The following is a 13,423-nucleotide window of genomic DNA, read 5'->3' on the forward strand; positions in this document are numbered from 1 at the left end:
GCTTCACCCAAAAGACACGAAGTCGAATTTAACTCTGCTTCTTATAGCAACGAGTTGTAATCAAGTAAGGGTGAAAAACCTCTAAAAAGTGACTTTGAAGTGTATGGAAAAATGTTTCTACTACTTTAGGATCATCTAAATGAAAAGGGTATTCTTGATTAAAACCTTTAAAGAAATACCAATTCACTATCATCTTACCATCAGAGTTCAAAGCTTGATAAAATTGTAATAACTGCTGGCTAGGATCTAACAAATGTTCTAAAACATCAAAGCACAAAATTGTATCAAATTTAGCTTTTACGGGCATTTCAAGAGCAAAAACTATTTTTTTGTCCAGTCCCATTTTCTCAGAGCGATACTGAACAAAATCACGATTGATCGGATTAATATCATAATAGATTACTTGCTCAACTTGTGGGCAAAGAGCAGCGCCAAGGGCATGAGTTCCTATTCCACCACCAAAATCTAACACTCGACCTTGGGCAGAATCTGCAATCAACCGCAACATATCTCCAATATACTCATGACTTGACAGATGCCAAGCTCCCAATTCAAATAAGTAAAGTTCTCCTACTTTATCACGATAGAAATCACTTGCTTCTTGCCAATTAAAATCTTTGTGTCCTAAGTTTTTTATTTCTTCTTGTTCTGCTGCTAATTTTGTCTCTATAGTTTCCGGATCTAGATGTAAAAAGTCTTGTAGATGAGCCTTAAAGTGAAATGAATTTTCTAAATAGCTACTTAAGAAAGAAGGCATAGGAAAGTTTCCCATAAAATTTGTGTCACATTCAAATCAACGCATTCTATTATAAAATAAATGTATACCAATTTAACTTATTATCGCTTGTAAAGATTAGTACAAAATGCAGTATGTGGCAGGCCTAAATGATTCTTAAATTTCTTTCCTTGTTATTTTGATATTTTGGCGAACTGAGAATATTTACAACTCAAATAAGATTGCTATATATATTTGAGCAAGCAATATATTCTAAAACGCAGAAGTTTTTCCGATAATTTGTCTTAATTAATGGAGGTTGTATTCCTGTATCTATCCGATCGGATTATATTTCACTCTGATGCAAGAGGATAAATATTTTTTAGAGATATTGGACATCAATTAGATATATTGAATAACCTTTATAACAGAGTTGTTGTTAATGGGATTATTTAGATAAATGGCTATGCTCATTGGGATGGTTGTCAAAAAGCCTTACATGATTATGAACGTTTGAGAGTAAAGCAATTTAACCTTCATAGAATTGGCCACACGGCGCTATGGTTTAAGAAGGGTAAAGTGATAGATGCACAAAAAATTTATAAATTGGCATGAAAGTTATCATTCTCCAATCCCAAATTCACAATTTTGTTCGACAGTTAACCAATTCTGCTTGGCGGGTTTCACTGATGGCAATTATTCTGAGTATATGTTTCATATTCTTATATAGTTGTCAGAGCACAGTCCAGAGGAATGACGGAGTGATTAATCTGAGTCTATGGCAATCAATCAATCCCCCTGTTAACCGGGATGTGTTTAATAAACTAGTAGATAAATTTAATCAGACTCATACTGATGTGAAGGTGAAATCTATCTTTATAGGTCAACCGCAATTGCCAAAAATATTAACAGCAGTTGTGGGCAATGCGCCTCCAGATATTTTGTCATTCGATCCTCAATTAACAGGCCAATTTATGGAACTAGGGGCAATCCGTCCTTTAGAAGAATGGCTGGAAAAATTTCCATTAAAGTCAGAAATTAGCCCCAACCTATGGGAAGAATTAAAATTAGACGATCATCTTTGGTCAATCCCCCTCTACACAAGCAATTTAGGCATTTTTTACCGACCCAAACTTTTCCAAGCTGCGGGAATTACGCAAATTCCTAAGACTTGGCAAGAGTTGAGGGAAGCTGCCAAAAAATTGACTATAGACCGCAATGGCGACAATCGACCTGAACAATACGGAATATTACTGCCTTTAGGAAAGGAAGAATGGACTGTCTTTACTTGGTTCCCCTTTTTATTGAGTGCTGGGGGAGAGGTTGTAACAAATAATCGTCCAAATTTGACGAATACAGGAGCGATCGCAGCCTTACAATTTTGGCAAGACCTATTAAAAGATGGTTCTGCAACCCTTTCTTCATCAGAGCGAGGTTATGAAGAAGACGCTTTTATTGCAGGTCGCGTTGCAATGCAGATCACAGGCCCTTGGACTTATATCATGAAGTCCAATGTTGACTTTAACGTATTTCCCATACCTGCAAATGTGAAACCTGCTACGGTGACAGCTACTGGAAATATGTATTTGATGAAGACCACACCAGAAAGAGAGCAAGCCGCACTCAAATTTTTAGAGTATGTTTTGAGTGAAGAATTCCAAACAGAATGGAGTATCGGTACTGGTTTTTTACCAGTTAATATTAAAGCAGCACAAAGTGTAGCTTATCAGCAATTCATCAACAAAAAACCTTTGTTAAAAGTGTTTATGGAACAAATTCCTCTGGCTGGTGCTCGACCGATTATTGCCGGATATAGCCGTCTTTCTGACAGTCTTGGTCGAGCTATCGAGGCTACATTGCTGGGTGAATCTCCCAACAAAGCTCTCAAAATAGCACAAGAGCGTTTAGACACTATTTGGGATAGTAAATAAATGAATTCAAAATACTTACTGAATTTATAACTTTGACCGGGTTGGAGAATGCGCGGACGAGTCATAAATATTAAGGTTATGGAATATATTGATAAAAGTTAGGAAGAAACTCCAGTTTTGGGATGTAAATTTCTTTTCAATGTACACAACCCAATTGCTGGTATGGCTCCTAAAATCGCCGCTGTCAGTCCTTGTCCACTCCAATATAGTATGGGAGTACGGTAGGTTTCTGGAATCAAATTTTGCATAATAAAAAGCAACCAAACCAAAATAGTGATCCAGAAGAAAGAGATTGAGGGTACAAAATTCCACCACCAAATACCTGCTGTATATCGCCTCAACACCAACCATTGGCAAATCCCTAGCCAAATTCCAGAAATTATATATGCGATCGCAGACAAAAATCCAAAAATCAAAGTATCTTCAGAAGATGATGAGGCAATGGTTGAAATGTAGTTAATCCAGGCTGTAGAAACACCATTGGCAATCAACCAACCTACACTAGTAGCAAATAGCCACTGCCAACTCGGTAAATATCGGTAAAGCACAAGAGCTTGGTCAGCAGCGAAAATCACGGCAAATACAACGTTACTAAGGCTTCTAACCAAAATGCTCCATGTTTGTGGTTGATTAGCAATGTTAGGTGAGAGATTTTGGAGAATAATTTTCTCTAAAGCGATACTGGCAACGCCACCCACAACCCATCCGATGAGGGTCATTACGGTAAACTGAATAAAGAACCTCTGCCGCTGCGATCGCGGAATCAAATACTTTCCTGGATTAGGCTCATTATTAGCAGATGCAAGATGATCGGGACTGTTAGAGTCAGTTTGCATAGGGAATTAAGAGAGTAGATAGTGGAGACAACATAAAAGAGTGACGAAATTCTTTTATATTCCACTTTCTTTGTTAATTCTTGTTTTATCCCATTTCCGACCCGATTTCCCTTTGGTGTAAAGGGACTAGGGCTTTTGCTGACAACTTGCTAATAAAGCGTAATCCCAGAATGATAAGCTAAACAGTGGCATAAAAAAGTGACTCTTTTAGGATGAAGTAATAAATGGGTGTTTCTTCAACGACTCCTCATCTCTTACGTGCTGCTCGTGGTGAAGTAGTAGATCGTCCCCCTGTATGGATGATGCGACAAGCGGGACGATATATGAAAGCATATCGAGACTTAAGAGAAAAGTATCCTTCGTTTCGCGATCGCTCGGAAATTCCAGATGTAGCAATTGAAGTTTCTTTGCAACCGTGGAAAGCTTTCCAACCAGACGGAGTAATTTTATTTTCTGATATTGTCACCCCATTACCTGGTTTGGGCATTGACATGGATATCGCCGAAGGTAAAGGGCCAATCATTCACTCGCCCCTCCGCACTCAAGGACAAATTGATAATTTGCATCCTTTAGAACCAGAAGCAGCTCTACCATTTATCAAAACAATTTTGCAAGCGCTGCGTTCGGAAGTAGGCGATAAATCAACGGTGTTGGGCTTTGTGGGAGCGCCGTGGACATTAGCAGCTTATGCAGTTGAAGGAAAAGGTTCTAAAACCTACTCCATCATCAAAAATATGGCATTTTCAGACCCGGTGATACTGCATCAATTATTAGCTAAATTAGCTGATGCGATCGCCATCTATGCCCGCTATCAAATTGACTGTGGCGCTCAAGTTGTGCAAATGTTCGATTCTTGGGCGGGTCAATTGAGTCCTCAAGATTATGACACCTTTGCTCTCCCCTATCAGCAGAGAGTTTTCCAGCAAGTCAAACAAACCCATCCCGATACACCTTTAATTTTGCTAGTTAGCGGTAGTGCGGGTGTGTTGGAAAGAATGGGACAATCTGGCGCTGATATTGTCACTGTAGACTGGGCAGTAGATATGGCAGACGCAAGAGCCAGATTGGGTAAACAAATGAAAGTTCAAGGAAATCTTGACCCAGGCGTGCTATTCGGCTCTAAACAGTTTATCCGCGATCGCATTCTCGATACCGTTCGCAAAGCTGGCAACTGGGGTCATATTCTCAATCTCGGTCATGGTGTCTTACCAGAAACTCCCGAAGAAAATGTCGCTTTCTTCTTTGAAACAGCAAAGGAATTGAATCTTGCAGGAGTTAAGGGTTAGGAGTTATGGGTTATAAGTTAAGAGTTAGGAGTTATGAGTAGAGACGCGATTAATCGCGTCTGTACAGGAGTTATCAGTTGCGAGATGCCGAGTTATTTTTAACTCATCATTTTTAACTTTTAACTTGATTCATAGCTTCTGATTCGGAACTTTTAACTTTATTCTTAACTCTTTAGTTTTAACTCCTAACTTTTAATAAATTATTTATGAGCCAGAAGCGGATTTTAGTGACTGGTGCAAGTGGTTGTGTAGGTCATTATTTAACAGAAGCCTTAATTAAAGAAACAGATCACGAACTGTATCTACTAGTTAGGAACCCAAGTAAACTGCAAGTTGATACCAAGGCACGTTTGGGTATCAACATTTTGCAAGGTGATATGCAAAATATTCGCCAATTTGCCGATTTGCTATCCACAATTGATACAGCGGTACTCACAGCCACAGCTTGGGGTGGCGATCAGACATTTGATATTAATGTTGTCAAAACTATAGAGTTGCTCGAACTGCTAGATCCAGAACGTTGCCAACAGGTGATTTATTTTTCGACAGCTAGCGTTTTGGATCGCTACAATCAACCATTAAAAGAAGCCGGGGAAATTGGGACAGATTACATCCGTTCTAAATATGAGTGCTTAGAGAAAAAAGAAAAATTAGCGATCGCACCCAAAATTACCACAGTTTTTCCGACTTTAGTATTGGGCGGTGATGCGAATAAACCCTATTCTGCTGTCACATCTGGTATTACAGAAGTTACCAAATATATTAATTTAATTCGTTTTTTAAAAGCAGATGGTAGTTTTCACTTTATCCACGGACGAGATATTGCCACTGTTGTGCGATATTTGATCGATCATCCTGCCAAAAATGAGGAACCACGTCGACTGATTTTAGGTCAAGCACCGTTAACTGCTAATCAAGCAGTAAAACAAGTTTGTGCATATTTGGGCAAAAAGATTTACTTTCGCATTCCCATATCTATAGCATTGGCTAATTTGATTATTATTCTGTTCCGCATTCGCATGGCCGCTTGGGATCGGTTTTGCATGAACTATCGGCATTTCACATACGAAAAATTCATCAATCCCGATAGTTTCGGCTTGCCAAATTATTGTGCAACCATGAGTGATGTTTTGAAAATTAGTGGTGTTGAGAAGGCTAAAAATTGATTATAATCTGTGGTTTTTGACAACGTTTGGAAAATATTAGCAGAAAATTATCCTCATCTCGTAGAGAGCGTCTGAGGTCATTGGGTATGGGTGAAGAATGGAAAATTACCTCTTTTCTCTCTGCTCTCCAGTCCGTTGATTTGGGTTAAAAATATCAATGGTAAAATAAAACAACTTTAATAAAAAGTCAATAACTCTTTATTTTCGTTAGAGTGGGATAACAATCAAAGTGTGAGGATTGATACTACATGCGAATCTTGTTAGTGTATCCAATATTTCCCAAAACCTTTTGGTCTTATGAAAAAATCCTAGAGTTAGTCGATCGCAAGGTTTTATTACCACCTCTGGGTTTAGTAACAGTAGCCGCGATTTTGCCCCAAGAATGGGAGTTCAAGCTGGTAGATCGCAACATCCGCCAAGCAACAGAAGCAGAATGGGCATGGGCAGATGTGGTAATCTTCTCTGCGATGATTGTCCAGAAACAAGATTTACTTGAACAAATTCAGGAAGCAAAAAAACGTGGCAAGTTAGTCGCAGTTGGCGGCCCCTACCCAACCTCTGTACCTCATGAAGTTGAAAATGTTGGCGCAGATTTTCTCATTCTGGATGAAGGGGAAATCACGCTACCCATGTTTATTGAGGCAATAAAAAGAGGAGACACATCTGGCACTTTCCGCGCCACAGAAAAGCCTGATGTCACAAGCACACCAATACCGCGTTTTGATTTATTGGAATTGAACGCTTATGACATGATGTCGGTGCAGTTTTCGCGTGGCTGTCCCTTCCAATGCGAATTTTGCGACATTATTGTTCTCTACGGGCGCAAACCGCGCACCAAAACCCCAGCCCAACTTTTAGCAGAGTTAGATTACCTCTATGAATTGGGTTGGCGACGGGGTGTGTTCATGGTGGATGACAACTTTATTGGCAACAAGCGAAATGTGAAGTTGTTGCTGAAAGAGTTAAAAGTCTGGATGGCAGAACATAAGTATCCCTTCCGATTCGACACGGAAGCTTCAGTTGACTTAGCACAAGACCAAGAAATGTTGGAGTTGATGGTTGAGTGCGGTTTCTCGGCGGTGTTTTTAGGAATCGAAACGCCGGATGAGGATAGTTTGCAAATGACTAAGAAGTTTCAAAATACTCGCAGTTCTCTAACTGAGGCAGTACAAACCATCACCAAAGCCGGATTGCGCCCAATGGCTGGGTTTATTATCGGCTTTGATGGTGAAAAAGCCGGTGCAGGCGATCGCATTGTCCGCTTTGCTGAACAAGCAGCAATTCCCTCAACTACCTTTGCCATGTTACAAGCGTTACCTAATACTGCGCTTTGGCATCGCCTGAAAAAGGAAGGAAGATTACGGGAAAATCAAGACGGAAACATCAACCAAACAACATTGATGAACTTCCTACCCACCCGTCCTTTAGAAGAACTTGCGCGAGAATATATTGAAGCATTCTGTAGTTTATACGATCCAATACAGTACTTAGATCGCACCTATCGCTGTTTCTTGATGATGGGTTTGCCGAGTTGGAAAGCACCAGCAAAAATGCCAGAGTGGGTAGTTATAAAAGCGTTGCTGATTGTGATTTGGCGACAAGGAATCAAACGCGAAACCCGCTGGAAATTCTGGCATCATTTGTTTAGCATTCTCAAGCGTAACCCTGGAGTTATCGAGCATTACATCGCTGCTTGCGCCCACAACGAGCATTTTCTAGAGTATCGCCAAATTGTCCGCGATCAAATTGAAAGTCAGCTAGCTGAGTATTTAGCACAAGGTGCAGAAAAGCCTTATGTTTTAGTAAAAGAAAAAGCTGAGGAAAAAGCTGAAGCGGTAGTTAGTTAAGGTTGGTAATGGGTAATAGTAAATAAATTACTTATTACCCGTTCTCAATTAAAATTATCCAAATGCAATATTTGAGTTTAACTTACTTTACAACCATGCGCTTAAAATAGTACTCTCCTAACTTGATTACCAGCGGGAGAAGCGGTGTCACTACAGAAAGCAAGTATTGACGGAAGGTTGTAACATCAAAAGGCCACACAGGAAAATCATTAGTCAATGTGTAGATAGAACGCAATTCTTGAAGTTTTACAGCTTCTTTCTTCAAAGCCTCTCCATCGCTACTCAAGCTTGTATGAATGCGTTTATAATCTATTTGAAACTGCCTGGCAATCTCGCTTAATAATTCTTCTTTAGCTTTTCTCATACCTCTGCGGGCGGCAAGAAGAGGGCCAAAAAAGCACACTAAGGATATGGGGATATAGAGTAAGATTGTGAAATTAAAGTACCAATACTCCTGCGCGATTCCTTGACTAATAAATTGATACTTACTCAATGTGATCATCGTACCAAATATAGCCGCTAGGTAAGCTGTATTTAGTGAATATTGGCTTAACGGACTCAAACCGCCACAGCGATCGGGGTGGAGTGGATTAATTTTAAGTTGCTTATTATTCTTACCCAAAAGTTCATGCAGTAACCAAACATTAGTTGTTAGGTTCAACACTACTATACTCCCTGCGTAAAATATTGCAACAGCGTTAATTGCACCCGTCAGGGCAGGAATTCCTCCATCAGATCCTGTCCAGTTGTAAACATCTTGCTGTACGGAGAAATACCAGATTCCAAAAGCGATCGCTGTTACTAATCCAACAAATTGACGCCACGGCTTTTGGTAAGGCAATAATACCAACTTAATTTCTGCTTCGGTAGTGTCAACAATATCCGATTGTTCAAGGTATTCAATTAGCTGATAGATTGCCTTAAATGACCACAAGTAATAGCCAAAAATAACTGGATTGAGCAGGCAGATCCACACCCAGGCGAACCAATCCTGTAGCAATCCTAAGTGTTTTTCATGTAATATCAACGTCTTACTTACCGTAGCAGCAATTAAATAAAAACCAGATGTAATGACGATTGAGAGCATTCCTAAACTGACAGGTGTCAATTTGCATTTGTCAATTAACCAACGGGCTACAGGATCGGCGCGATAAAAGTCTTGCTTTTGCATACTGTTTCTGAAAACTAATATGCTATCCTCTTTTTTTTGATTTTGTTGAAAATTATACTTATGTTGATTTATGTCTACTTGTATTTACTTATATTAGCTATTTTGCCTTTCCCATCCCAGTGATTTGAAAAATTAACTCTGCCGCTTTACTCATTAACGAAGTGTTAATCTCAAGTTGATAATTCCCCTGTTTTAAAACCTCTATCACAACTTGACTTAAATCTGCGTTACCTTTCCTCGCACCCAAACCATTAATTGCACATTCAATTTGCCTTACACCACAACTTAAAGCAATGAGTGAATTATCTACTGCCATACCCAAATCATCATGGCAGTGTACTGAAACAACAACTTCGTTAATATTGGGTACTCGATTAAAAATCATTTGCAAAAGTTGCGAAAACTCTTCTGGCGATGCTAAACCTAAGCTATCAGGAATACTAACAGTAGTAGCACCACTCTTGATTGCAGTTTCAATAGATTTACACAAAAAATCTGGCTCACTTCTGGGAGCATCAAAAGCGCTCCATTCTACATCATCACAGTAATTGCGTGCTAGAGAAACACTCTCTTTGATTGTTGCTAATACTTCTTGTTTGGTTAATTTAGACTGATTTTTCAGATTTACCGGAGTATAAGTGTGAATTCTACCTCTGATTGCTGGTTTAATTGCTTCAGCAAGAGTGATTATTTCATCTGAATTGGAACTAGCTAGCCCACAAATAATAGAATTTTTAATAATTTTAGAAATATTAAAGACTTCATCAAAATCTTTTTGAGAACTTCCTGGATAACCGACTTCAATAATATCTACTCCCATTTCTTCGAGCAATTGGGAGATAGCGATTTTTTGTTGCAAATTCATCTTTACACCAGGCGTCAATTCTCCATCACGCATGGTGGTATCAAAAATAATTACTTTATTATAATTTTTTGACATATTGGCTAGAGAAAGCGATCGCTTTTTTCAAATGCAATTCTGCTAGACATCATAACTAGTACCTCATTCAATGTACCCGATATCGTAACCGACAGGAATTGGAGCAAGGTTAAAATAATTCGTAATTGATAATACTAGCTTCTGGCAAGTATTACGAATGACAAAGTAGTTAACCTCAGTTCGGGTTAAAACGATTTTACTGCTAGTTATACGAAGGAATAAGAGTTTCAGCCAACGATAAAATCATGCTTTGAGCTTGTCCCGAACTCACATTACTTACAAACCCAGAGTCAAACATCAGTAGCGGCTGCGAAAGAACTTAAACGATAGACGAAGGAACTTTGCCTGCTGCAAGAGATTGGTTATGCCGGGTTCGTTAAAAACTCGATCAGCAACCGATTAATCTCAGCAGGTTGTTCCTGCTGAATCCAATGTCCGGCGTTTGGCAGCAATACCTTTTTTCTCAAGTTCGGCACTGTTTTTTCTAAATTGTTGACGAGTTCTCGATTTCTGGTCACAACTGCATCGAACTCTCCCCCAATAAACAAAGCAGGTTGTTGGAGCTTTGCGCCACTCAAAAAGCGCGTGAGTTCCCAATCTCTGTCCAGGTTTCGATATCGAGCCAACCCGCCTCGAAATCCGGTTCGCTCAAACTCTTGGGTGAAAAAATCAAGGTCTTGCTCGCTCAACCAACTCGGAAGCTGCTCTGGTTCTGTTAAAGTGTCTAGAAATTTTTCTGATTTGTCGAACACAAACCGCCATCTTTCTTCAGGAGGTGCATCCCCGGCGGCAGAATAGAGCATCATCCGAAGAGACTTACGAACGTTAGCTTCTAGTTCTGCCTCTGCTTTACCAGGTTCTTGGAAATACAACATATAAAACTGTTGCTCACCCGACATCCGTTTTAGCATTTCTGTTGGCGGTCTACTTTCCCAGGCTCTAGCGCGATAAGGGACACTTAGTAAAGCGATCGCTTTAAACAAATCTGGACGTAACAACGCACAATGCCAAGCTAAAGTTGCACCTTGATCGTGCCCGACGATGATGGCTTGTTCTTGATCGAGAGCATGAATCAGCCCAACGATATCGCCAGTTAGCTCCAATATATTATATGCCTCAACTGACTCTGGTTGGTCTGTCTGCCCGTAACCACGTATATCGGGCGCAACAACATGGAATCCACCTTCTGCAAGGGCTACAAGCTGATGTCGCCAAGAGTACCAGCATTCTGGAAAGCCATGACATAGGATTACAAGGTTTCCTTGACCTTGTTCAGCAATATGCATTTTGATGCCGTTAGTCTCAATCAAGCGATGATTTATTGCTTGCATCATTCCTCTTGTTTGATGACGGGTGCAGTGGTTGGAGTTTTTTATAGCGTAGCTTATGTAGTTAATTCGCTGCTGTCTGAGCTTCTTGGTAAATTATTTCTTGAAACTGGATCATATCTTTTTGTGGATCGGCGTGGCTAACTTTCACCACTATCTGTTCGCCCAACTTCACAGAACGTTTGAAAGCCATTGGCAACTGCAAGCCCAAATCTTCTAACAAAATTAGAGCTAAGTTGCTGTCTTCTCGCAACCACATCAACACTGTTACATCCCAAGTTTCCTCTGGATGACGGCGTAAATACTCTAGAGCATAATATCTATTAGTTTGTCGTTCCACCATCGTCACCTCTTGGGTGATGCTGGTGACAGTCATCATCACTTCTTTAAGTTGATCTGCGGAAAATGGCAGAACTTCACCCCGTAAATGGGCTTTAATTTGAAAGTGGGTGAGTAAGTCACTGTAGCGGCGGATGGGAGAAGTTGCTTGAGTGTAGGTATCCAAGCCCAAACCAGCATGACGCAAAGGCGTAATGCTCATTTCACTCTTGGGCATACAACGACGCATGGCACAAGCGCGAACAAATCCGGCTGGAAGTAGAAGCAATTCCTCATCTGGAGGTAATTCTGGTTGCGGTTGACCGCGAAATGGCAAAGGTATGTTATGAGTTTTACCATAACGAGCCGCAACTTCACCGGCAACAATCATCATTTCTGCTACTAGTTGCCGCGATGGGGAATCGTCCAAGATATCAATGTGGATCTCCTCACCTTTGACTTTGATCGTCGCTTCGGGCATAGTGATGCTAATTGCCCCTTGAGCGTAACGCCAAGCTTTGCGCCGCTGTGCCCAAGTGGCGATCGCAGCAATTTCCGGTTCTGCTTGCACCCGTAATTGCAGCATTTCATCTACATCTTCGTAGGTGAGGCGATAAGTCGGCTTAATCAAGCTGGTATGAATGCTGTAATCTTCTACTCCCCCACTTGTCCCTAAAATAATCCCGAAACTGAGGGCGCAACAAACCTTTCCCTGGATGAGACTCATTGGCCCAGTTGCCAACACTTCTGGAAACATGGGAATCATTCCCGTCGGCAAATAGACTGTACTACCGCGCTTTCTGGCTTCCAAATCTAATTCATCTTCCGGTACTAACCATCTAGTGGGATCGGCGATATGCACCCACAACCGTTCCCGTCCATCAGGCAGTACTTCCCAACTTAGACCATCGTCGATCTCTGTGGTAGTTTCATCATCAATGGTGTAAACCTTCAAGTGAGTCAGATCAAGGCGGTTTGTATCTGAGTCAATCGGCGGGAAATCCAAACGCTGTTGCGCCACTTCTAATACCTTATGAGGAAATTGAATCGGAATTGAAGAACGACGCAGGAACAAGTTTTCATAAGGACTCCAGCAACCCAAATCCACCAATAGTTGAAAGGCTCCTTGGGGTGTTGTGGGCCGTCCCAGCATGGTCATAGTTTCTAATACTGGAGCGCTGGGCGGATAAGCGCGAGCCAAGGAGTCATAATTAACTCCCGTCCGCACCGTATCAGCTATTAGCGCTGCGTATTTTTCTAGTCCTTCTAAGCGCTGGCGATCATAGCGCTGCCACTCTACTGCTTCACCTTTGAGCGCCTGCTCTACACGAGTTAAAAATTCCTGCTGTCCTTTAGCTTTTAGTGCCTCTACTTCCAGTTGGTGCTTGCGTTCTGCCACTTGAGCAGCAGTTCTCGGCTCGTAAGCGTCTCCTTTTTGCTTGAAATAAAGTTTGTCGTCTGATAACAAGCAATGGGCGGCGTAACAAGGAGGCGCAGCTGATTCTGAAAATAGCAGATTCGCCATTTGGTCTGGGGTAACTATTTCCCCATCTTCAACCAGTAATTCCCAAGCCACTTCTAAGCTAGATGGGTCTAAATAAGGCTTGATCTGCTCCAAAAAGCTGGCAATCTCAGAAGCCTTGTAAGTCTGTCCAGTAACTGTATAGGTTATTTGTCTAGGCGCGAGGCTGTGGGATTGACCACGTTCGTCTACCACAAACCAGCGGGTTTTACCGTCTGGACGTTCTACGATGCCCAGACGGCGATCGCCTTGAACCCTAAATTCAACTAGCGTCCCCTTCTCCACAACTCTCGCACTCTAATTTGGTGAACAGTTTAAATAGTTTTAAGTTAGGAGGTAGGAGTTAGGAGTTTTGATTCTTAA

10 protein-coding genes are annotated in these 13,423 nt (G+C 41.0%); 4 read left to right on the forward strand and 6 right to left on the reverse strand.

What is annotated here, in order from left to right; all coding sequences use genetic code 11:
* Nucleotides 1-28: 28 nt before the first annotated feature.
* Nucleotides 29-772, reverse strand: a complete 744-nt coding sequence (locus RMY16_RS10560) for a class I SAM-dependent methyltransferase (protein WP_322736306.1) — start codon at nt 770-772, stop codon at nt 29-31.
* A gap of 554 nt (nt 773-1,326) precedes the next feature.
* Here RMY16_RS10560 and RMY16_RS10565 point away from each other — a divergent pair.
* The gene (locus RMY16_RS10565; RefSeq protein ID WP_322736307.1) at nt 1,327-2,646 is read left to right on the forward strand and encodes an ABC transporter substrate-binding protein; all 1,320 of its coding nucleotides are present in this window, start codon (nt 1,327-1,329) and stop codon (nt 2,644-2,646) included.
* A gap of 98 nt (nt 2,647-2,744) precedes the next feature.
* Here RMY16_RS10565 and RMY16_RS10570 read toward each other — a convergent pair whose 3' ends face one another.
* Nucleotides 2,745-3,482: a hypothetical protein gene (locus tag RMY16_RS10570; protein ID WP_322736308.1), complete on the reverse strand. Its 738-nt coding sequence runs from the start codon at nt 3,480-3,482 to the stop codon at nt 2,745-2,747.
* Between the two features lie 224 nt (nt 3,483-3,706).
* Here RMY16_RS10570 and hemE point away from each other — a divergent pair, with 224 nt between their 5' ends.
* From hemE to RMY16_RS10585, 3 genes are all read left to right on the forward strand, one after another.
* Nucleotides 3,707-4,768: a uroporphyrinogen decarboxylase gene (hemE, locus tag RMY16_RS10575; protein ID WP_322736309.1), complete on the forward strand. Its 1,062-nt coding sequence runs from the start codon at nt 3,707-3,709 to the stop codon at nt 4,766-4,768.
* 206 nt (nt 4,769-4,974) lie between these two features.
* Complete coding sequence (locus RMY16_RS10580; protein WP_322736310.1) at nt 4,975-5,934, forward strand: NAD(P)-dependent oxidoreductase; 960 nt, start codon at nt 4,975-4,977, stop codon at nt 5,932-5,934.
* A gap of 248 nt (nt 5,935-6,182) precedes the next feature.
* On the forward strand, nt 6,183-7,781 hold the full coding sequence (locus RMY16_RS10585) for a B12-binding domain-containing radical SAM protein (RefSeq protein WP_322736311.1): 1,599 nt from the start codon (nt 6,183-6,185) through the stop codon (nt 7,779-7,781).
* 82 nt (nt 7,782-7,863) lie between these two features.
* Here RMY16_RS10585 and RMY16_RS10590 read toward each other — a convergent pair whose 3' ends face one another.
* The 4 genes from RMY16_RS10590 to RMY16_RS10605 form a co-directional block, all read right to left on the reverse strand.
* A complete protein-coding gene (locus RMY16_RS10590) occupies nt 7,864-8,952 on the reverse strand; it encodes a hypothetical protein (protein WP_322736312.1) in 1,089 nt (362 codons plus the stop codon).
* Nucleotides 8,953-9,049: 97 nt separating this feature from the next.
* Complete coding sequence (locus tag RMY16_RS10595; RefSeq protein WP_322736313.1) at nt 9,050-9,892, reverse strand: 2-isopropylmalate synthase; 843 nt, start codon at nt 9,890-9,892, stop codon at nt 9,050-9,052.
* 362 nt (nt 9,893-10,254) lie between these two features.
* Nucleotides 10,255-11,226, reverse strand: a complete 972-nt coding sequence (locus RMY16_RS10600; RefSeq protein ID WP_322736314.1) for an alpha/beta hydrolase — start codon at nt 11,224-11,226, stop codon at nt 10,255-10,257.
* Nucleotides 11,227-11,284: 58 nt separating this feature from the next.
* Nucleotides 11,285-13,345: a ribonuclease R family protein gene (locus RMY16_RS10605; RefSeq protein ID WP_322736315.1), complete on the reverse strand. Its 2,061-nt coding sequence runs from the start codon at nt 13,343-13,345 to the stop codon at nt 11,285-11,287.
* Nucleotides 13,346-13,423: the final 78 nt, after the last annotated feature.

Origin of the sequence: Nostoc sp. DedQUE12b (assembly GCF_034530835.1) — a bacterium.
Classification (GTDB): domain Bacteria; phylum Cyanobacteriota; class Cyanobacteriia; order Cyanobacteriales; family Nostocaceae; genus Nostoc.

Bases quoted from the DNA above. Each gene is read 5' to 3' on its own strand.
- RMY16_RS10560 (WP_322736306.1), bottom strand. From the start codon at position 772: ATGGGAAACTTTCCTATGCCTTCTTTCTTAAGTAGCTATTTAGAAAAT.
- RMY16_RS10565 (WP_322736307.1), top strand. From the start codon at position 1,327: ATGAAAGTTATCATTCTCCAATCCCAAATTCACAATTTTGTTCGACAG.
- RMY16_RS10570 (WP_322736308.1), bottom strand. From the start codon at position 3,482: ATGCAAACTGACTCTAACAGTCCCGATCATCTTGCATCTGCTAATAAT.
- hemE (WP_322736309.1), top strand. From the start codon at position 3,707: ATGGGTGTTTCTTCAACGACTCCTCATCTCTTACGTGCTGCTCGTGGT.
- RMY16_RS10580 (WP_322736310.1), top strand. From the start codon at position 4,975: ATGAGCCAGAAGCGGATTTTAGTGACTGGTGCAAGTGGTTGTGTAGGT.
- RMY16_RS10585 (WP_322736311.1), top strand. From the start codon at position 6,183: ATGCGAATCTTGTTAGTGTATCCAATATTTCCCAAAACCTTTTGGTCT.
- RMY16_RS10590 (WP_322736312.1), bottom strand. From the start codon at position 8,952: ATGCAAAAGCAAGACTTTTATCGCGCCGATCCTGTAGCCCGTTGGTTA.
- RMY16_RS10595 (WP_322736313.1), bottom strand. From the start codon at position 9,892: ATGTCAAAAAATTATAATAAAGTAATTATTTTTGATACCACCATGCGT.
- RMY16_RS10600 (WP_322736314.1), bottom strand. From the start codon at position 11,226: ATGATGCAAGCAATAAATCATCGCTTGATTGAGACTAACGGCATCAAA.